We start from the raw sequence: 21,039 nt of genomic DNA, 5'->3' as shown, positions 1-21,039 counted from the left end.
ATGATCACCTTCGCCCTGGTCTCGCTCGCCGTCGCGGTCGTGACCTGCGGTCTCTCCTGGGTCATCTGGAAGCTCAGCCTGAGGTTCCGGCTCTACCCGGCGATCCGGGTCCGCGACATGCACACCCGCCCGACCCCGCGCCTCGGCGGGATCGCGATGTTCCTCGGGATCCTGGTCGGCTTCGGCATCGCCTCGCAGCTGCCCTACTTCCGGCTGGTGTTCGCCAACCCCGAGCCGATCCTCGCCATCCTCGGCGCGAGCCTCCTGATCGTCCTGATCGGCGTGGCCGACGACATCTGGGACCTCGACTGGACGACGAAGCTCGCCGGGCAGATGATCGCGGCGGGTCTGATCGCCTGGAAGGGCGTGCAGATCGTCTCGCTCCCGATCGGCGGTCTGACCGTCGGCTCGCCCTGGATGTCGCTGATCATCACCGTCCTGGCGATCGTGCTCGTCACCAACGCGCTGAACTTCATCGACGGACTCGACGGTCTCGTCGCCGGCGTCGCCCTGATCGCCAACGGCGTGTTCTTCCTCTACAGCTACCTGCTGGTGCAGCAGACCTCGCCGACCGACTACTTCAACCTGGCGTCGCTCATCGCGGTGGTCCTCGTCGGCGCGTGCGCCGGGTTCCTGCCCATCAACTGGCGGCCCGCGAAGATGTTCATGGGCGACGGGGGAGCGCTGCTCGTCGGGATGCTGATGGCGACGTCGGCCATCGCGGTCACGGGTCAGATCGACCCGTCCCAGCTCGGGGCGAAGGAGCTGCTGCCGGCCTTCATCCCGATCATCCTGCCGTTCGCCATCCTGGTCGTCCCGCTGATGGACTTCGGTCTCGCGGTGATCCGCCGCCTGCGCGCCGGGAAGTCGCCGTTCAGCGCCGACCGGAAGCACCTGCACCACCGCCTGCTCGACATGGGCCACTCGCACCTGCACGCGGTGCTGATCTTCTACGCCTGGACGGCGGTCGTCGCCTTCAGCTGCCTGCTCATGTTCGTGGTCGACGTGATCTGGGTGCCGCTGGCCTTCCTCGCCGTCGGGCTCCTCGTCTGCACCGTCGTCACGCTCCTGCCGCTCAGCCGCCGCAAGCGGCTCGAGGCGGCGGCGCAGTCGGCGGAGGCGTCCCCCGTCCTCGACCCCCTCGATCGCGCGTCCGAGACGGACGCGAACCGGTCGCCGATCGGGCTCCCGCTCGGACGCGACACGACAGCGCCGCATTCGGCGCGGAAAGAAGCATCATGACCGGAGCCTCCCCGGCCGCCTCCCGCCCCCAGCCCGCCTCCGTGCCCGTCCTGCGGCGCACGCTCGTGGTCGGCGGGGTCTTCGTCCTCGTCCTCGCCGTCGTCGGCTCGGTGATCGGCTTCCTCGCCGCCGGCGGCGAGGGCGCGATCGGCGCCCTGATCGGAGCGGTCGTCGGGGGAGTGATGGTGGCCCTCACTGCCGCCAGCATCCTCGTCGCCAACCGGATGGACATCGGCGGCTTCTTCGCCGTGGTGCTCGGCACCTGGCTCGCCAAGTTCGTGCTGTTCGTGATCGCGGCGCTCGTTCTGCGCGACCAGCCGTGGCTGAACAGCACCGCGATGTTCGTCACGATCATCGCCGCGGTGCTCGGATCCCTGGTCATCGACGTGCTCGTCGTGTCCCGCTCGCGCATGGCGAATGTCAGCGACATCGCTCGATGAGCGCCGCCCGAACGGTGTCTGAGAGGATCACGATTCGGCTCTCAGGCCGTTCTGTTGCTACAGTGGGGTCAAATCCCCGCAGGCGACGTGTGCCCGTCCTCAGGTCGTCTCATCGTTGATGTCGATCGCCGAGTGCGAACGCCGTCCGAGCGGAATACCCCACCTTTCGTCGTCGCGAGAGCGTTGTGTCCGTACGACTCACGTCGTCCGTCTGCCACGTGCCACGCCCCGAATTCCAGGAGCTAGCGCTGTTTGCTAACGCTGTGACCCTGTTGGTCTCGTCCTCGACCGGTGAGAGTGACTTCCACACCCCGTCGATCTCCGAGTTCTTCCCGCCCGGTTTCCTCTTCGAGGGAACCCCTTTCGAGATCAACCGCGTCATGCTGGTCCGCTTCATCGCGGTCATCGCACTGATGCTGTTCTTCTACCTCGGGACGCGCAAGATGCGCATCGTCCCGGGACGCTTCCAGAGCGTCGTGGAGATGGCCTTCGACTTCGTCCGCGTGACGATCGCGAAGGACATCCTCGGCGAGAAGGACGCGCGCCGGTTCCTGCCGATCCTGGTGACGATCTTCTTCGCGATCATCGCGATGAACCTCACCGGAATCGTCCCGTTCCTGAACATCGCGGGAACGTCGGTCGTGGGCATGCCGCTCTTCCTCGGTCTGGTGGCCTACGTCACCTTCATCTACGCCGGCATCAAGGACCGGGGGATGGGCTTCTTCAAGAACGCCCTCTTCCCGCCCGGAGCCCCGTTCCTGATCTACTTCATCCTCACGCCGATCGAGCTGCTGCAGACGTTCATCATCCGTCCGCTCTCGCTCGCGCTGCGGCTCGTGATGAACATGATCGTCGGGCACCTGCTCCTCGTGCTGTGCTTCTCCGCCACGCAGTTCTTCCTCTTCAGCTCGCAGATCGACCCGGGCTTCAAGCTCTTCGGTGTCGTGACCTTCGCCTTCGGCGGCGCCTTCACGCTCTTCGAGCTGCTGGTCGCGGTGCTGCAGGCCTACATCTTCACTCTCCTCGCTGCGGTCTACATCCAGTTGGCCGTCGCCGAGGAGCACTGACCCCACTACTCACGGGCTCCCGCCCGTTCACACGATCACCCCACTGAAAGGACCCACTCGTGGACTCAGTCACCGTTCTCGCCGAACTCACCGGCAACATCGCGACGGTCGGTTACGGCCTCGCAGCGATCGGCCCCGGCATCGGTGTCGGCATCGTCGCGGGCAAGACCGTCGAGGCCATGGCGCGCCAGCCCGAGATGGCCGGCCGCCTCCAGACCACGATGTTCCTCGGCATCGCGTTCACCGAGGTGCTCGCGCTCATCGGCCTCGCCACCTACTTCATCTTCGCGGCGTAGTCGTGTTCAGCACCGCTGTGAACATCGCTGCGGAAGAAGGTGACGTCCCCGCGGTCATTCTGATCCCGGAGTTCTACGACTTCTTCTGGTCGGGGGTGATCTTCCTCATCCTGCTGTTCTTCTTCTGGAAGCTGGTCCTGCCGCGCATCCAGACGATGCTCGACGCGCGCTCCGCGGCGATCGAGGGGAACATCGCGAAGGCCGACGAGGCCCAGCGACAGGCTGAGATCGCTCTCGAGAAGTACACCGCTCAGCTGGCCGAGGCTCGCGCCGAGGCCGGAGTGATCCGCGAGAAGGCGAACGCCGACGGCAACGCGATCGTGGCGGCGAAGAAGGAGCAGGCGCAGGTCGAGGCCGAGCGCATCCTCCAGAACGCGCACGCACAGATCGAGGCGGACCGTCAGGCCGCCGTCGTCGCTCTGCGCTCCGAAGTCGGAACCCTCGCCATCGATCTCGCCTCCGGCGTGATCGGCGAGAGCCTCAACGACGACGCGAAGGCGTCCGCGATCGTGGACCGCTTCCTCGCCGACCTCGAGGCCTCGGAGAAGGCGAACAGCTGATGGGCAGCGCGTCACGACAGGCCCTGACCGCCGCGAAGGCGGAGCTGTCCGCCTTCGGCGGTCACGTCCCGCTCGAGGCGGCTCAGCAGCTCTTCGAAGCGGCCCGGGTCATCGACTCGCAGGCGCAGCTCCGCTCGGCCCTCTCGGACCCGAGCGTGGAGGCGGCGAGCAAGCGTGCCCTGGTGGCCCGCGTGTTCGCCCCCTTCGACGTCTCCGCCAAGCGCCTGCTCACCGTCATCGCCGGCCACCGCTGGTCGAGCCCGAGCGACCTGGTCGCCGGGATCGAGGAGGTGGGGGTCCGCGCGATCGCGTCCTCCGCACCCGAGGGCGTCTCGATCGAGCGCGAGCTGCAGATGTTCGGCGCGGTCGTCTCGTCCGACGCCGGCCTCGAGCTGGCGCTCGGCAGCAAGCTCGCCGCCGCCGACTCGAAGGTCTCGCTGATCCAGCGGCTCCTCGAGGGCAAGGCGTCGGCGGAGACGCTCGCCATCCTGCGTCAGCTGATCGCGCACCCGCGCGGTCGCCGCGTCCCCGAGCTCGTCCGCTTCGCAGCGGGAATCGTCGCCGACCAGGGCGGCTTCACCATCGCCACGGTCTCGGTCGCGGCGCCCCTGCACCCCGAGCAGCTCGACCGGCTCCGCTCGGCGCTCACGCGCCAGTACGGCCGCCCGGTCTCCGTCAACGTGCTGGTCGACCCCTCCCTCCTGGGCGGGATGCGACTGAACGTCGGCGACGAGGTCATCGACGGCACCGTCTCGGCGCGGCTGTCCGACCTGAAGCTCCAGCTCGCGTCCTGACGGACGCACGTATCCTCAGGGAGCGGCTCGCGCCGCCTCCGACCTCCGCACCACCCAGGTCAGGCCCCGACGACCGCTTCGGCTCGCACGGACCCAACGAATAGGAATTCCCATGGCAGATATCACCATCAGCCCGGATGAGATCCGCGACGCGCTGAAGGACTTCGTCTCGTCGTACGAGCCGGGCAAGGCGTCCACCACCGAGGTCGGCTACGTCATCGACGCCGCCGACGGCATCGCCCACGTCGAGGGTCTCCCCGGCGTCATGGCGAACGAGCTGATCCGCTTCTCCAACGGCGTCCTGGGCCTCGCCCAGAACCTCGACGAGAACGAGATCGGCGTCGTCGTCCTCGGCGAGTTCTCCGGCATCGAGGAGGGCATGGAGGTCACCCGCACCGGCGAGGTCCTCTCCGTCCCCGTCGGCGACGGCTACCTCGGCCGCGTCGTCGACCCGCTCGGCAACCCGATCGACGGACTCGGCGACATCGCCTCCGAGGGCCGCCGCGCCCTCGAGCTCCAGGCTCCCGGCGTCATGTCGCGCAAGTCGGTCCACGAGCCGCTGCAGACCGGCATCAAGGCCATCGACGCGATGATCCCGGTCGGCCGCGGCCAGCGCCAGCTCATCATCGGCGACCGCCAGACCGGCAAGACGGCCATCGCGATCGACACGATCATCAACCAGAAGGCCAACTGGGAGTCCGGCGACACGAACAAGCAGGTCCGCTGCATCTACGTCGCGATCGGCCAGAAGGGCTCGACCATCGCCTCGGTGAAGGGCGCGCTCGAGGACGCCGGAGCGATGGAGTACACGACGATCGTCGCGTCCCCCGCCTCCGACCCCGCCGGCTTCAAGTACCTCGCCCCCTACACCGGCTCGGCCATCGGCCAGCACTGGATGTACGGCGGCAAGCACGTCCTGATCATCTTCGACGACCTGTCGAAGCAGGCCGAGGCCTACCGCGCCGTGTCGCTCCTCCTGCGCCGCCCGCCGGGACGCGAGGCGTACCCCGGCGACGTCTTCTACCTGCACTCCCGTCTGCTGGAGCGCTGCGCGAAGCTGTCCGACGAGCTCGGCGCCGGCTCGATGACGGGTCTCCCGATCATCGAGACCAAGGCGAACGACGTCTCGGCGTACATCCCGACCAACGTGATCTCGATCACCGACGGCCAGATCTTCCTCCAGTCCGACCTCTTCAACGCCAACCAGCGTCCGGCGGTCGACGTGGGAATCTCGGTCTCGCGAGTCGGCGGTGACGCTCAGGTCAAGTCGATCAAGAAGGTCTCCGGAACGCTGAAGCTCGAGCTGGCGCAGTACCGCTCGCTCGAGGCGTTCGCGATGTTCGCGTCCGACCTGGACGCCGCTTCGCGCCGCCAGCTCGCCCGCGGCGCCCGCCTGACCGAGCTGCTCAAGCAGCCGCAGTACTCGCCGTACCCCGTCGAGGAGCAGGTCGTCTCGATCTGGGCCGGAACGAACGGCAAGCTCGACGAGGTGCCCGTCCCCGACGTGCTGCGCTTCGAGCGCGAGCTGCTCGACTACCTGGGCCGCAACACGCAGGTCCTCTCCACGCTGCGCGACACGAACGTGCTCTCCGACGACACCGTCGCCGAGCTGCACCGTGCCGTCGACGGCTTCAAGCTCGAGTTCCAGACCGGTGAGGGCAAGCCGCTCGCCTCGGTCGGGCGCGAGGAGCACAAGGCGATCTCGGCCGACGAGGTCGGCCAGGAGAAGATCGTCAAGGGCCGTCGCTAACAGCGACCCCTCGACGATTCAGAGAAGGACTACAGGAGACACATGGGAGCGCAACTCCGGGTCTACCGGTCGAAGATCCGTTCGGCCCAGACGACCAAGAAGATCACCCGCGCCATGGAGCTGATCTCGGCCTCGCGCATCCAGAAGGCGCAGAACCGCGTCGCCGCCGCGGCTCCGTACTCGAACGCCATCACGCGCGCCGTGTCGGCCGTCGCGACCTACTCGAACGTGGAGCACCCGCTCACGACCGAGCGCGAGAAGCTCGACACGGCCGCGATCGTGATCTTCACCTCCGACCGCGGCCTCGCGGGCGCGTTCTCCTCGAGCGTGCTCAAGGAGGCGGAGGAGCTGGCCTCGCTGCTGCGCAGCGAGGGCAAGGACGTCGTCTTCTACCTGGTCGGACGCAAGGCGAACGCGTACTTCTCGTTCCGCCGGCGCCCGAGCGTGCGGATCTGGACGGGCGGCACCGACCAGCCGGTGTTCGAGACCGCGAAGGAGATCGCCGACGCGGTCGTCGACTCCTACAACCTCGATGACGAAGAGGGCGGAGTGGACGAGATCCACCTCGTGTACAACCGCTTCGTCAGCATGGTCACGCAGCAGCCGACGGTCGTCCGTCTCCTGCCGCTCGAGGTCGTCGAGGGCGCTGAGGATCAGAACACCGACCTCTACCCGCTCTACGAGTTCGAGCCCGACCCCGAGACGGTCCTCGACCGCCTCCTGCCGGTCTACGTCGAGAGCCGCATCTTCAACGCGATGCTGCAGTCGGCGGCGTCCGAGCACGCGGCGCGCCAGAAGGCGATGAAGTCGGCCAGCGACAACGCGGACACCCTCATCAAGACGTACACCCGGCTCGCCAACAACGCGCGCCAGACCGAGATCACGCAGCAGATCGCCGAGATCGTCGGCGGCGCCGACGCCCTGTCGTCCTCGAAGTAGACGGCGCACCTCCCCGACACGAAGCCTCCGCCCTCCGGGTGCGGTGAGACCACAGAAGGAAGAAGCAATGACACTGACCGCACCTGAGGCGGCGACCGGGACTCCGGGCGGGGCCGTCGGCCGTATCGCCCGCGTCACCGGCCCCGTCGTTGACATCGAGTTCCCCCACGACGCGATCCCCGAGGTCTACAACGCGCTGTACACGCACGTCGAGGTCGAGGGCGTCTCGTCCAAGCTGACCTTCGAGGTCGCGCAGCACCTGGGCGACGACCTCGTCCGCGCCATCTCGCTCAACCCGACCGACGGACTCGTCCGCGGCCAGGAGGTCCACGACACCGGCCTGCCGATCTCGGTTCCCGTCGGCGACGTGACCAAGGGCAAGGTCTTCAACGTGATCGGCGAGGTGCTCAACGCTGACGCCGACGGCACGATCAACGGCCAGTCGTTCGAGATCACCGAGCGCTGGCCGATCCACCGCAAGCCCCCGGCGTTCGACCAGCTGGAGTCGAAGACCGAGCTCTTCGAGACCGGCATCAAGGTCATCGACCTCCTCACCCCGTACGTCCAGGGCGGCAAGATCGGCCTGTTCGGCGGTGCGGGCGTCGGCAAGACCGTCCTCATCCAGGAGATGATCCAGCGCGTCGCGCAGGACCACGGTGGAGTGTCCGTGTTCGCCGGTGTCGGAGAGCGCACCCGTGAGGGCAACGACCTCATCGCCGAGATGGAGGAGGCGGGCGTCTTCGACAAGACCGCCCTCGTCTTCGGCCAGATGGACGAGCCGCCGGGAACGCGCCTCCGCGTCGCGCTCTCCGCGCTGACGATGGCGGAGTACTTCCGCGACGTCCAGAAGCAGGACGTGCTGCTCTTCATCGACAACATCTTCCGCTTCACCCAGGCCGGCTCGGAGGTGTCGACCCTGCTGGGCCGCATGCCTTCCGCGGTGGGCTACCAGCCGAACCTCGCCGATGAGATGGGCGTCCTCCAGGAGCGCATCACCTCGACGCGCGGACACTCGATCACCTCGCTGCAGGCGATCTACGTCCCCGCCGACGACTACACCGACCCGGCGCCGGCCACCACGTTCGCGCACCTCGACGCCACGACCGAGCTCTCCCGGGAGATCGCGTCGAAGGGCCTCTACCCGGCCGTCGACCCGCTGACCTCGACCTCGCGCATCCTCGACCCCCGCTACCTGGGCGCCGACCACTACCGCGTGGCCACGAACGTCAAGCAGATCCTCCAGAAGAACAAGGAGCTGCAGGAGATCATCGCGATCCTCGGTGTCGACGAGCTCTCCGAGGAGGACAAGATCACCGTGTCGCGTGCGCGCCGGATCCAGCAGTTCCTCTCGCAGAACACCTACATGGCGAAGAAGTTCACCGGCGTCGAGGGCTCGACCGTCCCGCTGAAGGACACCATCGAGTCGTTCGACGCGATCGCCCGCGGCGAGTTCGACCACGTGGCGGAGCAGGCGTTCTTCAACGTCGGCCCGATCACGGACGTCGAGGAGAAGTGGGCCCAGATCCAGAAGGAGAACGGCTGATCATGGCCGGGACCCTGAAGGTCAGCGTCGTCTCCGCGAATGCGGAGGTGTGGGCGGGCGAGGCGAAGCAGATCTCGGCCCGCACCGTCGAGGGCGAGATCGGCATCCTGGTCGGTCACGAGCCGATGCTCGCGATCCTCGCCTCGGGCGAGGTCCGCGTCACGGCCGTGGACGGCAGCCGCATCACCGCCCAGGCGGACGACGGCTTCCTGTCCGTCGAGAACGACGTCGTCACCGTCGTGGCCCGCGAGGCCGCGCTCGTCTGATGACCCGCCGCCTCGAGCGGCGACCGGAGGGGCCGGGTGATCATCGCGATCACCCGGCCCCTCCGTCGTGTCCGGCACACCCGTGCCGCGCCCGTCCCGCGTGCCGTCCGGCGCGCCCGCATCCCCGAGGGAGTCACGTGCACGTCCTGCTGCCCCCGTCCGAGACCAAGCGCGACGGCGGCTCGGCCGAGTTCCGGGTCGAGGACCTCGCCTTCCCGGCTCTGCTCGAGCGCCGGAACGCCCTGCGGGACGCACTCGTCGCGCTAGCGGGGGATCGGGACGCCTCCGCGAAGGCGCTGAAGCTCGGGCCGCGCCAGCTCGGGGAGATCGATCGCAATGCGGCACTGCTCTCGGCGCCCGCGATGGCCGCGGTCGATCGCTTCGACGGTGTGCTCTACGACGCTCTCGACGCCGCGTCGCTGTCGGAGGCGGCGCGCGCGGTCCTCGGGCGGATCGTGGTGGTGCAGTCGGCGCTCTGGGGTCCGGTGCGCGGCCTCGACGGGATCCCGGCCTACCGGCTGTCGCACGACTCCCGCGTCCCCGGCATGCCGCTGAAGCGCTGGTGGGCGGCGGACGCGGGACGCGAGCTGTCCGCGCTCGACGGTCTCGTGCTGGATCTGCGCAGCGAGTCCTACGCGGCTCTCGGCCCGCTCGAGCCGCGCGAGGGGCGCTTCTTCGTCCGTGTCCGCTCCCGGGACGCGTCGGGGCAGCTGCGGAACCTCGCCCACTTCAACAAGCAGGGCAAGGGGCTCTTCGTCCGCGCGCTCGCTGAGGACGCCGTCGAGGCCTCGTCTCTCGCCGAGCTCGTCGCGTGGTCGGCGGGTCGCGGCTTCGAGCTGGAGCGCAACGCCGACAGCGGCGAGCTCGATCTCGTGGTGCCGTCGGCCTGAGGACGTCGACCCGCTGCCGTCGGCCTGGAGATCAGCGGCGCGCGCGGAAGCAGCCGGTGAGGTGGTCGTCGACCACGCCGGCGGACTGCAGCAGCGCGTACATCGTCGTCGGCCCGACGAAGCGGAAGCCCGCCGCGCGCAGCGCCTTCGAGAGTACCAGGGAGGCCGGCGTCGACGCGGGGACGTCGGCCGGCCGGACGACGCGGTCGGCGGGTGCCTCCTCCTCGAAGGACCAGACGAGCCGGTCGAGGGCCCCCTCGCCGTCCCGATCGCGCAGGGCGAGGGCCGCCTGCGCGTTGCCGATCGTGGCGAGGATCTTCCCGCGGTTGCGGATGATGCCGGTGTCGTCCATCAGCCGGTCCACGTCGTCCGCGTCCATCGCCGCGACCGCCTCGAGCTCGAAGCCGTGGAAGAGCTCGCGGAACCGCGGGCGCTTCCGGAGGATCGTGATCCAGGAGAGGCCGGCCTGGAAGCCCTCGAGGCAGATCTTCTCGAACAGCGGGCGGTCGCCGTGCAGGGGGACGCCCCACTCCTCGTCGTGGTAGCGGCGGTACTCCACGTCGTCGCCGCTCCAGGCGCAGCGGACGACGCCGTCCGCGTCGGTGATCAGTCCGTCGTCCGCGGTCATCGGTGGGCGATCCCCTCGTGGTCGAGCAGCCAGGCCTTCGTGACGATCCCCTCGCCCGCGCTGAATCCGGTGATCCGCCCGTTCCCGGCGAGGACGCGGTGGCAGCCGACGAGGATAGGGATCGGGTTCGCGCCGATCGCACCGCCGATGGGCCGCCCGGCGCGGGCTCGACCGGTCGCCAGACCGAGGGCGCCGTAGGAGGTGATCTCGCCGAAGCCGATGCCCTGCAGCGCTCCCCAGATCTCGAGCTGGAAGGGAGTGCCGCGCAGGAGCAGGGGAAGGTCGAAGGTGCGACGCTCACCGGCGAAGTAGGCGTCGAGCTGGTCGACCGCGGAGTCGAGGACCGGCAGGGCGGCCTCGGCCAGATGATCGTGGGGGAGCGCGCCGCCGCTCTCGATCGCCAGGGAGACGATCGATTCCCCGTCGCTGCCGACCTCGATCCGGCCGAGGGGGCTGTCCGTTCGTCGCACGTGCTGGGGAGTCGTTCTCATGCCCCGAGAGTATCCGCGCCGCCCGGTCGCGACCGGCGGGAATCGGACATCGGTGGACGGCCGGGCAGACGGGCCTGCTGTGGAGGAGCGTCCTCCCTCTGCTGATCGAGCGGCCCGCGGAGCGGGCGAGACGTCGCTGTGCCCGCGGTGACCTCCTCCACAGGCGAGGGTCCGCCGATCTCTCCGAGGACGGTCCCCGGGTCCTCCCCGCGACGGCCCGGAGACGGCCAGCATCGCCGCATGCCACTCACCTCATCGCCTTCCGCACTCTCCACCGTCCACGGCGCCGTGCTCGCGGCGCTCCCACGACTCGTCGGCCGTCTCCCGCAGGAGAGCATCGTGCTCGTCCCGCTGCGGGGCGGGACGCCGACGGGCGCGCTCCGCTTCGACATCACCGCCGGCGATCCGACGCCTGCCGCTCGCGCCTGGATCGGTGCTCTCGGTCGCTTCGGTCGACCCGAGCGGCTCGTCATCGCGCTCCTGGGAGATCGTGGGCGGTCGCGGTCGGGCGAGGCGCTCGTCGGAGCGCTGGCGGACCGGGCGCGCGACATCGGTCTCCCCGCCGAGGTCGTGGTCGTGTCCGACCCGCCGGTCGCCGCACCGGCGGAGTGCGGCGCGTCGTCGACGCGGCCGGTGCCGGCCCGCCTGTCCGCGACCCTGCTGCCCGTCGTCCGAGCGGAAGAGGCGCTGTCCGTCGCGGCGGAGGTCGACACGCTGCTCGACCGGCATCCCCGGGCGGAGCTGCCGGCGCCGCTCCTCGAGGACGCGAGCGCACTGCTGGTCGCTGCGGCAGCGCGCCCTGCCCGCCGAGTGCGTCCCCGGACGCTCGCCGTCCTGATCGTCTGCGCACAGCGCGACGAGTGGCGGCAGCGCGCGCTGCACCGGCTCACGCAATCGGAGCCTCTCACCTCGCGGGCGGCCTCGGCACTCGTCGCGCGTGCCGCCGCGGCGGCGCCGACGACCGAGCGGTGCGCACTGCTGGTGCTGCTCGCCTCACTGCACTGGTCGGCGGGGCGCGTCGATCGCGCGGCCGCCCTGGCGCAGGAGTCGCTGCGTCTGGACCCGCACGATCACTCCGCCCGCCTGCTCACCGCAGCCCTCGAGCGCGGCGAGCCGTGCCCGTGGACCGCCGCCGCGCCGCGAGCGGCATGACGCTCCGGCGCGGACGCCGACCGCTCAGGCGGCGTCCGCCAGCGTCAGAGGCGGGCCCAGGCCTCGGTCAGGACCGAGCGCAGGATCTGCTCGATCTCGTCGAACTCCTTCGGCCCGATCGTGAGGGGCGGCGCGAGCTGCACGACGGGGTCGCCGCGGTCGTCGGCCCGGCAGTAGAGACCGGCGTCGAAGAGCGCCTTCGAGAGGAAGCCGCGGAGCAGTCGCTCCGACTCCTCCGCATTGAAGGTCTCCTTCGTCGCCTTGTCCTTGACCAGCTCGATCCCGAAGAAATAGCCGGCGCCGCGGACGTCGCCGACGATCGGCAGGTCGAGCAGCTTCTCGAGCGTGGAGCGGAAGAGCGGGGAGTTCTCCCGCACGTTCTCGTTGAGCTTCTCCTCCTCGAAGATGTCGAGGTTCTCGAGGGCGACCGCCGCCGAGACGGGGTGGCCGCCGAAGGTGTAGCCGTGCGGGAAGGAGACCTCGCCGTGCCGGAACGGCTCGTAGAGGCGATCGCTCACGATCGTCGCGCCGATGGGGGAGTAGCCGCTCGTCATGCCCTTGGCGCAGGTGATCATGTCGGGTACGTAGCCGTACTCGTCGCAGGCGAACATGTGGCCGATCCGCCCGAAGGCGCAGATCACCTCGTCCGAGACGAGGAGGACGTCGTGCCGATCGCAGATCTCGCGGACCCGCTGGAAGTAGCCGGGCGGCGGCGGGAAGCAGCCGCCGGAGTTCTGCACCGGCTCGAGGAAGACCGCGGCGACCGTGTCGGGGCCCTCGAACTCGATCATCTCCTCGATGCGGTCGGCCGCCCAGACGCCGAAGGCCTCGAGGTCGTCGCCGTGCTGCGGAGCCCGGTAGAAGTTCGTGTTCGGGACGCGGAAGCCACCCGGGACGAGCGGCTCGAACATCGCTTTCATCGCGGGGATGCCGGTGATCGCCAGGGCGCCCTGCGGAGTGCCGTGGTAGGCCACCGAGCGCGAGATCACCTTGTGCTTGCCGGGCTTGCCCTGCAGCTTCCAGAAGTGCTTCGCCAGCTTGAAGGCCGTCTCGACGGCCTCGCCTCCGCCGGTGGAGAAGAACACCCGGTTGAGATCGCCCGGCGCGTGATCGGCCAGACGATCGGCGAGCTCGATGGCGGACGGGGTGGCGTACGACCAGAGCGGGAAGAACGAGAGCTCGGACGCCTGCTTGGCGGCCGCCTCCGCGAGCCGCCGTCGGCCGTGGCCGGCGTTGACGACGAAGAGCCCGGAGAGCCCGTCGAAGTACTTCCGACCCGTGCTGTCCCAGATGTGGTGGCCCTCGCCCCGGGTGATGATGGGCACTCCGGCGCCCGAGTCCATCACCGACTGCCGGGTGAAGTGCATCCAGAGGTGGTCCTTGGCCTTCTTCTGCAGTGCCGCGTCGTCGAATCCGGCCGGGGCGTCCTCGCCCTTCACCGGATCGCCCGAGGCGAGGCCCTGGGTCGAGAATGCTGTCTCTGTGGTCATCGGTTACCGCGTTCCCCAGTTGTAGAACTGCTTGTGGAGTTTCAGATAGACGAAGGTCTCGGTCGAGAGGACCCCCGGGAGCGAGCGGATCTCCTGGTTGAGCAGGGCGATCAGATCGTCGTCGTTCTCGCAGACGACCTCGGCGAGGATGTCGAAGGTGCCCGCGGTGAGGACGACGTAGTCGACGGCGGGGATCGCCGCGAGGCTGTCCGCGACGACTCGGGTGTCGCCCGTCACGCGGACGCCGATCATGGCCTGGCGGTAGAAGCCGAGCTGCATCGGATCGGTCACGGCGACGATCTGCATGACGCCCGACTCCGTCAGCTTCTGCACCCGCTGGCGGACCGCCGCCTCGCTCAGCCCGACCGCCTTGCCGATCTCGGCGTAGGAGCGCCGCCCGTCGGCCTGCAGCTGCTCGATGATCGCCTTGGACACGTCGTCCAGCTGGAGCGGGCGCGAGGAAGGAGGGCGGGAGGGGCTCATGCGATGATCCTGGCAGCCCCGGCGGGCACCGGCAAGTGAATCCGCATCGGGGAGCGGTCTCGGGAGACGGAATCCGCCGTGGGGGGAGCGCTCTCCTGCTCCTGGTTCGGAGATGCGCTGGCGGCTCGGCACCGGTGGTGCACGGGCATCGGCGCCGCCTCCGCAGCCGATAGCATCGGAGGGATCGGCCCGCACGCGCGGCGCCGGCGGAGGCGAGGAGACGCGATGACGCAGATCGGCCGCAGCCGAGCGTCGGTGACCGTCCCCGTCTCGGCCTGGTCCTCCGACGCTCCCTCCGCGGAGGTGACGCTCGGCTGGGCGGCCCGCACCGAGGTCGGTCTCGTCCGGAGTGCGAACGAGGACAGCTACCTCGCGAAGTCCCCGCTCTTCGCCGTCGCCGACGGGATGGGCGGTCACGCCGCCGGCGAGGTGGCCAGCGACGCCGTCGTGTCGCGGCTCTCGCTCGCCGCGACCGGAGCGACGGTGGGCGCGGAGGAGATCGATCGCGCGCTCCGCGAGGCGGTCGACGACATCGCCCGTCAGTCCCGGACGGCGGACGGCGGCACCGGCACCACCGTCACCGGAGCAGCGCTCACCGTCGTGGGCGGCGAGCCCTACTGGTCCGTCTTCAACATCGGCGACTCGCGCGTCTACCTCTGCGTCCAGGGAGCCCTGGTGCAGCTGACGGTCGACCACTCGATCGTCCAGGAGCTCGTCGACGCCGGCCTCATCTCGCGGGACGAGGCGGACGTGCACCCGCACAGCAACGTGATCACCCGGGCCGTCGGCTTCCACGAGCCGCCCGTCCCCGACTACCGGTTGGTCCCCGTGATCGCTCCGTCGCGACTCCTGGTCTGCTCAGACGGGCTGACCAAGGAGCTCACCGACGCGGGTCTCGAGCACGTGCTCTCGACCGCCGCGACCGCCCAGGAGGCGGCGGACGAGCTCGTCGAGGCGGCGCTCGGGAACGGCGGCCGGGACAACGTCACGGTCATCGTCGTCGACGTCCTCGCCGTCACCGGGGCCGACGACTGATCGGCGTCCCGGAAGACGCGACCGGACCGCGGTTACCATGGGGAGAGGAGGGTGAACTCGGTGATCTGCAGCACGTGTGGCTCCACCCTCGACGCCGGGGCGATCCTCTGCGGCGAGTGCGGCACCCCGGTGGCCCCGCACGCCACCCGAGGCGCGTCCCGTCCTGCCTCCTCCGGTGACACCACCGTCCTCGACCCGTCCCGCCGGGCCTGGCTGCCGGGCCTCGCACCGGGTCGGCATCGTCGGCCCGCGCCGGGCGCGCCGATGGCCCCGCCGAGCCAGGGGCTCGTGCGTCTGATCTTCGCGTCCGGTCAGCACGCCATCGTCACCGGCAACGGACTCATCGGCCGTCAGCCGCTCCCGGACCCCGGGGAGAGCTTCCGCCACATCCTCGCCGTGCCCGACCCGACCCGCTCGCTCTCGAAGACGCACCTCGAGTTCGGCTTCGACGAGGGTGGGCTCTGGGTCAGCGATCGCTGGTCGGCGAACGGCTCGGTGCTCGTCGCGCCCACGCAGGCTCCGCTCCCGCTCGAGGCCGGGCGGCGCTATCGCGCGAAGATCGGCAGCAGACTGCTCCTCTCGTCGGTCGAGATGGCGGTGGAGCGGGTGGAGGGCTCCTCCACAGCCTCGAACCGTCCACCGATCACCCGCTGACCCGCCGCGGGGGAGCGGCGTCCGCTTCTCTGGTCGCATGACGATCCAGCACCCGGGCGAGAGGCGACCGCCTCCCCTCCCGGCCCCGACTCCGCCGAGGGTCCCGCCCCGCCCGCCGTTCCCGTGGATCGCCGCGCTGACGCCGGTGCTCTCGTCGCTCGTCCTGTACGCGCTGACCTCGTCGCCGTACACGCTCGCCCTCGCGGCGCTCGGCCCCCTCGTCGCTCTCGCGTCCTTCCTCGAGGGCGCACGCCTGCGCCGCCGCACGGCCCGTCGTGAGGCCGAGCGCTACGCGCGGGAGCTGGCCGAGCACGCCGCCGCCGCGGCGCGGGTGCGGGCGGAGGAGCTGGCGGCGCTCCGCCGGGCGTCGCCTCCGCCGCTCGACGTCCTCGAGCACCGGGTGCCGGTGGACGCCCGCTGGCGCCGGTCGGCCACCGGCTTCGAGGTCGTGCTCGGGCGGGCGCGGGAAGCCGAGGATGCGCCCGCGGGTGGCGGCGGACCGCTCACGGTCCCGCTCTCGGCCGGGATCGGCGTCGTCGGGCCGCCGGTCCTCGTCCGCGCCCTCGCGCGGGCGCTCCTGGTGCAGGTCGCGGAGCTCGTCGCGCCGGACTCCCTCCGCATCGAGCTGCCGGCCGGCGCCGCGTGGGACTGCGTCCGACCCCTTCCGCACGTGCGCTCGGCCACGGCGTCGCTCAGCCTCGCCGTCGTGGAGGCGGGCGCGTCGACGGCCGCCGACTCCGTCATCGCCCTCGCGCGCACCGCGGCCGAGCTGCCTCCGCGGTGCCGCTGCATCGTCCAGGTCGGCGGCGCGGAGCCCGCGAGCGCGGTCGGCCGAGCCGGAGCGGGGGTGCGGGAGGCGCTGGTCGTCGACTGGGTCTCCGCGGAGCAGGCGCGGCGTCACGCCGAGTCCCTCGCTGCGGCGCACGGGCCCGGAGCGCAGGAGCTGCCCGGCACGGTCCGGCTCTCCTCACTCGGCATGCCGGTCCGGGGCGACGGCGCCGGCGGGCTCCCGGTGCTGCTCGGGCGGACCGCGGAGGGGCCCCTCGAGATCGATCTGGTGCGGGACGGACCGCACGCCGTCGTCGGCGGCACGACCGGGAGCGGGAAGAGCGAGCTGCTCATCGCGTGGGTCGTCGCCCTGGCGGCGCGCTACCGCCCCTCCGCCGTGACCTTCCTGCTCGCGGACTTCAAGGGCGGAGCGGGGTTCGCCGCACTGCGACGGCTCCCGCACGTCGCCGGGGTGATCACCGATCTCGATCCCGAGGGCGCCGCCCGCGCGTTCGCGAGCATCGCCGCCGAGCTGCGGCGCCGCGAGATCGTCCTCGCGGAGCGCGGCGTGCCGGACATCGCCCGACTGGCTCCCGGTGTGCTGACGCGGCTGATCGTCGTCGTCGACGAGTGCGCGGTCGTCCTCGAGCGCGCGCCGGAGCTGCACCGCACCTTCGCCGACATCGCCGCGCGCGGGCGCTCGCTCGGCGTCCACCTCGTTCTCTGCACGCAGCGCCCGGTCGGCGTCGTGCGCGACGCGGTCGCGGCGAACTGCGGGCTGCGGATCGCGCTCCGGGTGCACGACACGGCCGATTCGCGCTCGCTCGTCGCGTCGGACGCCGCCGCCCGGATCCCGCACGGAGCCGCCGGGCGCTGCGTCGTCTCGATCGGCGGACGGCTGCGGCTCGCCCAGGCGGCGCTGGCGGAGGAGGGCGACATCGCGGCGGCGGCCCTCGCGGCCGGTGAGGACGCTCCCGTGCACCGCCCCTGGCTCGATCCGCTTCCGGCGCGGATCCCGCTGCCTCCGAGTGCGCGGGCGAGCGAGGACCGGGTCGCGCTCGGCCTGGTCGACCGCCCGGGAGAGCAGCGCCAGGACGTCGTCGAGTGGGACCGGCGCTCGCTCCTCGTGCTCGGAGCCTCCGGGGCCGGCCGCAGCGGCGCGCTCGGCGTGGTCGCCGCCCAGCTCGGCGGTGCTCGCGTCGTCGGGCCGCTCGACGCCGAGGAGGCGTGGGACGCGGTCCTCGCCCCGGAGGGGGCCGGGGGCCCACTTCTGCTCGACGACCTCGATCTGCTGCTGCGGCGCTGCACCGAGGAGGAGCGCCGACGGCTCCTCGACGCCCTCCAGACGGCGCTCCGCTCCGGAGCCCGGCCGATCGTCGCGAGCGCCCGCCGCGTCACCGACGGACTCGCGGGCGTTCGGGACGCCTTCGACGACGTGCTGCTCCTGCGCGCCGCGCACCGGCAGGAGCACCAGCTCCTGGCGCTGCACGGCGAGCCGTACCGGGCCGACCTCCCGGCGGGCGCGGGGTGGTGGCGCGGGGAGCGGATCCAGCTCTTCGGGCCGCCTCCGCCGGCCCCGTCCCACCGCCGCAGCGGGGTGCCGGTCGTCCCGACGGGAGAGGCGCCCTTCGCCGTCCTGACCCACCGCGTGGCGGCTCTGCGAGCGCGGCTCGCCGCGAGCGGAGTCCCGGCGGTCCCGCTCGCGCAGGCCGAGGACGCGTGCCCTCCCGGTGCCGCCGTCCTCGGATCCGTCCTCGAGTGGTCGTCGGCGCGAGCGCGCCTCGAGCGCCTCCGCGCAGCCGCTCCCGTCGTGCTCGACGTCCCGGTGGCGGAGGCGCGGGTCGTGCTCGGTCCGCTCCCTCCGGCACCGCTCTGCACGGGGGAGCGGGTGCTCCTGGTGATCGACGGACGCCTCGAGCGCGCGCGGTGGCCCGACGCTCCGTCGCCGCGAACAGGAGGAATCGGTGGTCAGAACGCGTCCGGAACGCGGATTTCGTGACGATCATGTTTCCGGATGACCGATCTCGTCCGTCTCGCATCGACAGACGTCCGAGCACTGTGCCAGTATTTCCCCACGTTCACGCCGGTGGGCCCGAGCACCGACGCAGTCAGGAGCCTCAGCCATGACCCGTCCTCTCCCGAGGGACCCCGTCCTCCGCGAGGCCATCGCCGTCGCCCGTTCACACGAGCGGGAGCGGCGGGCGATGCTCTCCCGGCGCGCCGTCCTCGGCGGCCTCGGCCTGGGCGTCGGTGCGCTGGCGCTCGCCGGCTGCGCACCGGTGTCCCGTGCCGCTCCGACCGCCGCCGTCGACGAGTCCGCCACGGACCCGAGGCTGGTCTGGGACAACTGGCCCGCCTACCTCGACGAGGACGACGCGGGCGGCTACCCGACCCTGATGGCGTTCGAGGAGCAGTCCGGCATCTCCGTCACCTACAACGTCGCGGTCGACGACAACAACTCCTACTACGGCAAGGTCAAGGACCAGCTCGCCCTCGGCCAGTACATCGGCGCCGACACCGTCTGCCTCACGGAGTGGATGGTCTCGCGGCTCGCTCGGCGGGGCTACATCCAGGAGCTGGACCACGCGAACATCCCGAACATCGCGAACCTCACGCCCTCGCTCGCGAACCCGGACTTCGACCCCGGCCGCCACCTCTCGCTCCCGTTCCAGGCCGGCTTCGCCGGGATCTGCTGGAACAAGGAGAAGCTCCCGAACGGCCTCGCCAGCGTCGACGACCTCTGGGACCCGGCTCTGCGCGGTCGCGTCGGAGTGCTGAGCGAGATGCGCGACACGATCGGGCTGATCATGCTCGCCCAGGGCACCGACATCGCCGGGTCGTGGGGCGACGACGAGTACATGAACGCGATCGACGTCTTCCGCAAGCAGGTCGACGACGGTCAGATCCGCAACATCAAGGGCAACGCGTACCTCAACGACCTGCAGAACGAGGACACCCTCGCCGCGATCTGCTGGTCCGGGGACATCACGCTGATCAACGCCGAGGCAGGCGACAAGTGGGAGTTCGCGCTCCCCGACTCGGGCGGGACCCTGTGGAACGACACCTTCGTCGTGCCGATGGGCTCGCAGCGCAAGGCGAATGCCGAAGCGCTCATGAACTACTACTACGAGCCCGAGGTCGCCGCCGAGCTGGCCGCCTGGGTCAACTACATCACCCCCGTCGACGGAGCGAAGGACGCCATGGAGAGCATCGACCCGGAGCTGGCCGAGAACCAGCTGATCTTCCCCGACGAGGACACGCTCGCGCAGTCCCACATCTTCCGCACGCTCACCGCGGACGAGGAGAAGGACTACCAGGCCGAGTTCCAGAAAGTGCTGCTGGGCATCTGATGGCGACCGGAACCTTCGCCGAGAGCGGCGCCGACCTCGAACTGGTCGGGATCAGCAAGCAGTACCCGGGCTTCACCGCCATCGACTCCCTCGACCTCACGATCCCCGCAGGATCCTTCTTCGCCCTCCTCGGGCCCTCGGGCTGCGGCAAGACGACCACGCTGCGTCTCGTGGCGGGCCTCGAGGAGCCCAGCGGCGGCCGGATCCTCATCGGCGGGAAGGACGTCACCACCACCAAGACGTACCAGCGCCCGGTGAACACGGTCTTCCAGTCGTACGCGCTGTTCCCGCACATGTCGATCCTCGAGAACGTCGCCTTCGGGCTGAAGCGCCGCCGGATCGGCGACCCCGTCGGCAAGGCGCACGAGGCGCTCCGGCTGGTCGAGCTCGACCACCTCGCCCAGCGCCGACCCGCGCAGCTCTCCGGCGGGCAGCAGCAGCGGGTCGCCCTCGCCCGGGCGATCGTCAACCGGCCCGCGCTGCTGCTCCTGGACGAGCCGCTCGGCGCCCTGGACCTCAAGCTCCGCCGCCAGATGCAGCTCGAGCTGAAGTCGATCCAGGAGGAGGTCGGCCTCACCTTCCTGCACGTCACCCACGATCAGGAGGAGGCCATGACCATGGCCGACACGGTCGCCGTGATGAACAAGGGCCGCATCGAGCAGATGGGCGCCCCCGAGGCGCTCTACGAGCTCCCGCGCACGGTGTTCGTCGCGAACTTCCTCGGCCAGTCGAACCTCTTCACCGGCGAGGTCGTCGGATCCAGCGGCACGGCGCTGACCGTCGCCGCCGGTGACGCCCGGATCGTCGTCCCCACGGCCCGCGCCGCCCGCGAGTCGGGCGAGATGACGATCGGCGTCCGCCCCGAGAAGCTCCTGCTGCTCACTGAGGCGCCGGCCGAGTCGCCGGATCGCAACGTGCTCGGCCCGGGCCGCGTCGTCGACGTCTCCTTCAGCGGTGTCAGCACGCAGTACACGATCGAGATCCCCACGCTGGGCTCCGTCGTCGTCTTCGCGCAGAACATGGTCTTCGGCCCCGTCGTCGGCGAGGGCGCGCAGGTCTGGGTCAGCTGGAGCATCGAGCACGGCTTCGGCCTGGCCGACGAGCCGGGCACGGTCCCACGCTTCGCCGCCGACGACTCCACCCGCTCGATCGCGCTGCAGAAGCGCGGGCTCCTCGCCGGGCGCAGCGGAGGGGCGTAGGC

21 protein-coding genes are annotated in these 21,039 nt (G+C 70.7%); 17 read left to right on the top strand and 4 right to left on the bottom strand.

The window, feature by feature from the left end:
• The 11 genes from HQQ82_RS03995 (at position 1) to HQQ82_RS03945 (ending at position 9,787) form a co-directional block, all read left to right on the top strand.
• Positions 1–1,242, top strand: coding sequence for an MraY family glycosyltransferase (locus tag HQQ82_RS03995; RefSeq protein ID WP_173231752.1), 1,242 nt, complete (start codon positions 1–3; stop codon positions 1,240–1,242).
• Entirely contained in the window at positions 1,239–1,682 is a 444-nt protein-coding gene (locus HQQ82_RS03990) for a hypothetical protein (protein ID WP_173231751.1), read from the top strand. The genes HQQ82_RS03995 and HQQ82_RS03990 overlap by 4 nt, the downstream gene beginning before the upstream one ends.
• A gap of 263 nt (positions 1,683–1,945) precedes the next feature.
• Positions 1,946–2,749 carry a F0F1 ATP synthase subunit A gene (gene atpB, locus HQQ82_RS03985; RefSeq protein WP_123445503.1) on the top strand — a complete coding sequence of 268 codons (804 nt, stop codon included), beginning with the start codon at positions 1,946–1,948 and terminating at the stop codon, positions 2,747–2,749.
• Between the two features lie 59 nt (positions 2,750–2,808).
• Positions 2,809–3,045: an ATP synthase F0 subunit C gene (locus tag HQQ82_RS03980; protein ID WP_055794702.1), complete on the top strand. Its 237-nt coding sequence runs from the start codon at positions 2,809–2,811 to the stop codon at positions 3,043–3,045.
• 2 nt (positions 3,046–3,047) lie between these two features.
• A complete protein-coding gene (locus tag HQQ82_RS03975; protein ID WP_367947801.1) occupies positions 3,048–3,605 on the top strand; it encodes a F0F1 ATP synthase subunit B in 558 nt (185 codons plus the stop codon).
• Complete coding sequence (locus tag HQQ82_RS03970; protein WP_173231750.1) at positions 3,605–4,399, top strand: F0F1 ATP synthase subunit delta; 795 nt, start codon at positions 3,605–3,607, stop codon at positions 4,397–4,399. Before HQQ82_RS03975 ends, HQQ82_RS03970 begins: the two co-directional genes overlap by 1 nt.
• Before the next feature lie 112 nt (positions 4,400–4,511).
• A complete protein-coding gene (gene atpA / locus HQQ82_RS03965) occupies positions 4,512–6,149 on the top strand; it encodes a F0F1 ATP synthase subunit alpha (RefSeq protein WP_123702905.1) in 1,638 nt (545 codons plus the stop codon).
• A gap of 42 nt (positions 6,150–6,191) precedes the next feature.
• The gene (locus HQQ82_RS03960; RefSeq protein WP_173231749.1) at positions 6,192–7,088 is read left to right on the top strand and encodes a F0F1 ATP synthase subunit gamma; all 897 of its coding nucleotides are present in this window, start codon (positions 6,192–6,194) and stop codon (positions 7,086–7,088) included.
• Positions 7,089–7,155: 67 nt separating this feature from the next.
• A complete protein-coding gene (atpD, locus tag HQQ82_RS03955) occupies positions 7,156–8,631 on the top strand; it encodes a F0F1 ATP synthase subunit beta (protein ID WP_123445507.1) in 1,476 nt (491 codons plus the stop codon).
• A 2-nt stretch (positions 8,632–8,633) separates the two neighbouring features.
• On the top strand, positions 8,634–8,897 hold the full coding sequence (locus HQQ82_RS03950; protein WP_173231748.1) for a F0F1 ATP synthase subunit epsilon: 264 nt from the start codon (positions 8,634–8,636) through the stop codon (positions 8,895–8,897).
• Positions 8,898–9,034: 137 nt separating this feature from the next.
• Positions 9,035–9,787: a peroxide stress protein YaaA gene (locus tag HQQ82_RS03945; protein ID WP_173231747.1), complete on the top strand. Its 753-nt coding sequence runs from the start codon at positions 9,035–9,037 to the stop codon at positions 9,785–9,787.
• A gap of 31 nt (positions 9,788–9,818) precedes the next feature.
• On the opposite strand, the gene HQQ82_RS03940 is transcribed toward HQQ82_RS03945, so the two are convergent.
• A complete protein-coding gene (locus tag HQQ82_RS03940) occupies positions 9,819–10,415 on the bottom strand; it encodes a DNA-3-methyladenine glycosylase I (protein WP_173231746.1) in 597 nt (198 codons plus the stop codon).
• Positions 10,412–10,906 carry a methylated-DNA--[protein]-cysteine S-methyltransferase gene (locus tag HQQ82_RS03935; RefSeq protein WP_173231745.1) on the bottom strand — a complete coding sequence of 165 codons (495 nt, stop codon included), beginning with the start codon at positions 10,904–10,906 and terminating at the stop codon, positions 10,412–10,414. The genes HQQ82_RS03940 and HQQ82_RS03935 overlap by 4 nt, the downstream gene beginning before the upstream one ends.
• 240 nt (positions 10,907–11,146) lie before the next feature.
• Here HQQ82_RS03935 and HQQ82_RS03930 point away from each other — a divergent pair, with 240 nt between their 5' ends.
• Positions 11,147–12,058 carry a DUF4192 family protein gene (locus HQQ82_RS03930; protein ID WP_173231744.1) on the top strand — a complete coding sequence of 304 codons (912 nt, stop codon included), beginning with the start codon at positions 11,147–11,149 and terminating at the stop codon, positions 12,056–12,058.
• Between the two features lie 44 nt (positions 12,059–12,102).
• On the opposite strand, the gene HQQ82_RS03925 is transcribed toward HQQ82_RS03930, so the two are convergent.
• Both HQQ82_RS03925 and HQQ82_RS03920 read right to left on the bottom strand, forming a co-directional pair.
• Positions 12,103–13,548 (bottom strand): aspartate aminotransferase family protein, encoded by a 1,446-nt coding sequence (locus HQQ82_RS03925; RefSeq protein ID WP_173231743.1) that lies wholly within the window; start codon positions 13,546–13,548, stop codon positions 12,103–12,105.
• A gap of 3 nt (positions 13,549–13,551) precedes the next feature.
• The gene (locus tag HQQ82_RS03920) at positions 13,552–14,031 is read right to left on the bottom strand and encodes an Lrp/AsnC family transcriptional regulator (RefSeq protein ID WP_173231742.1); all 480 of its coding nucleotides are present in this window, start codon (positions 14,029–14,031) and stop codon (positions 13,552–13,554) included.
• 225 nt (positions 14,032–14,256) lie between these two features.
• On the opposite strand from HQQ82_RS03920, the gene HQQ82_RS03915 reads away from it, so the two are divergent.
• From HQQ82_RS03915 to HQQ82_RS03895, 5 genes are all read left to right on the top strand, one after another.
• The gene (locus HQQ82_RS03915) at positions 14,257–15,066 is read left to right on the top strand and encodes a PP2C family serine/threonine-protein phosphatase (protein ID WP_173231741.1); all 810 of its coding nucleotides are present in this window, start codon (positions 14,257–14,259) and stop codon (positions 15,064–15,066) included.
• Between the two features lie 60 nt (positions 15,067–15,126).
• A complete protein-coding gene (locus HQQ82_RS03910; protein WP_173231740.1) occupies positions 15,127–15,720 on the top strand; it encodes a hypothetical protein in 594 nt (197 codons plus the stop codon).
• 37 nt (positions 15,721–15,757) lie between these two features.
• A complete protein-coding gene (locus HQQ82_RS03905) occupies positions 15,758–18,487 on the top strand; it encodes an FtsK/SpoIIIE domain-containing protein (protein ID WP_173231739.1) in 2,730 nt (909 codons plus the stop codon).
• A 124-nt stretch (positions 18,488–18,611) separates the two neighbouring features.
• Positions 18,612–19,838 carry a PotD/PotF family extracellular solute-binding protein gene (locus HQQ82_RS03900; RefSeq protein ID WP_173231738.1) on the top strand — a complete coding sequence of 409 codons (1,227 nt, stop codon included), beginning with the start codon at positions 18,612–18,614 and terminating at the stop codon, positions 19,836–19,838.
• Positions 19,838–21,037 carry an ABC transporter ATP-binding protein gene (locus HQQ82_RS03895; protein ID WP_173231737.1) on the top strand — a complete coding sequence of 400 codons (1,200 nt, stop codon included), beginning with the start codon at positions 19,838–19,840 and terminating at the stop codon, positions 21,035–21,037. Before HQQ82_RS03900 ends, HQQ82_RS03895 begins: the two co-directional genes overlap by 1 nt.
• The last annotated feature ends 2 nt before the right edge of the window (positions 21,038–21,039 follow it).

Source organism: Rathayibacter sp. VKM Ac-2856 (assembly GCF_013205055.1).
In the GTDB taxonomy this organism is placed as follows: Bacteria; Actinomycetota; Actinomycetes; order Actinomycetales; family Microbacteriaceae; genus Rathayibacter.
Note: the sequence above shows the minus strand (reverse complement) of the source record. Positions and strands in the feature narration are given on the sequence as shown.

Excerpts from the sequence above, each read along its gene's own strand:
- HQQ82_RS03970 (WP_173231750.1), top strand. The coding sequence starts at position 3,605 with ATGGGCAGCGCGTCACGACAGGCCCTGACCGCCGCGAAGGCGGAGCTG.
- HQQ82_RS03990 (WP_173231751.1), top strand. The coding sequence starts at position 1,239 with ATGACCGGAGCCTCCCCGGCCGCCTCCCGCCCCCAGCCCGCCTCCGTG.
- HQQ82_RS03900 (WP_173231738.1), top strand. The coding sequence starts at position 18,612 with ATGACCCGTCCTCTCCCGAGGGACCCCGTCCTCCGCGAGGCCATCGCC.
- HQQ82_RS03895 (WP_173231737.1), top strand. The coding sequence starts at position 19,838 with ATGGCGACCGGAACCTTCGCCGAGAGCGGCGCCGACCTCGAACTGGTC.
- HQQ82_RS03930 (WP_173231744.1), top strand. The coding sequence starts at position 11,147 with ATGCCACTCACCTCATCGCCTTCCGCACTCTCCACCGTCCACGGCGCC.
- HQQ82_RS03925 (WP_173231743.1), bottom strand. The coding sequence starts at position 13,548 with ATGACCACAGAGACAGCATTCTCGACCCAGGGCCTCGCCTCGGGCGAT.
- HQQ82_RS03995 (WP_173231752.1), top strand. The coding sequence starts at position 1 with ATGATCACCTTCGCCCTGGTCTCGCTCGCCGTCGCGGTCGTGACCTGC.
- HQQ82_RS03905 (WP_173231739.1), top strand. The coding sequence starts at position 15,758 with ATGACGATCCAGCACCCGGGCGAGAGGCGACCGCCTCCCCTCCCGGCC.
- atpA (WP_123702905.1), top strand. The coding sequence starts at position 4,512 with ATGGCAGATATCACCATCAGCCCGGATGAGATCCGCGACGCGCTGAAG.
- HQQ82_RS03950 (WP_173231748.1), top strand. The coding sequence starts at position 8,634 with ATGGCCGGGACCCTGAAGGTCAGCGTCGTCTCCGCGAATGCGGAGGTG.
- HQQ82_RS03940 (WP_173231746.1), bottom strand. The coding sequence starts at position 10,415 with ATGACCGCGGACGACGGACTGATCACCGACGCGGACGGCGTCGTCCGC.
- HQQ82_RS03935 (WP_173231745.1), bottom strand. The coding sequence starts at position 10,906 with ATGAGAACGACTCCCCAGCACGTGCGACGAACGGACAGCCCCCTCGGC.
- HQQ82_RS03920 (WP_173231742.1), bottom strand. The coding sequence starts at position 14,031 with ATGAGCCCCTCCCGCCCTCCTTCCTCGCGCCCGCTCCAGCTGGACGAC.
- HQQ82_RS03915 (WP_173231741.1), top strand. The coding sequence starts at position 14,257 with ATGACGCAGATCGGCCGCAGCCGAGCGTCGGTGACCGTCCCCGTCTCG.
- atpD (WP_123445507.1), top strand. The coding sequence starts at position 7,156 with ATGACACTGACCGCACCTGAGGCGGCGACCGGGACTCCGGGCGGGGCC.
- HQQ82_RS03960 (WP_173231749.1), top strand. The coding sequence starts at position 6,192 with ATGGGAGCGCAACTCCGGGTCTACCGGTCGAAGATCCGTTCGGCCCAG.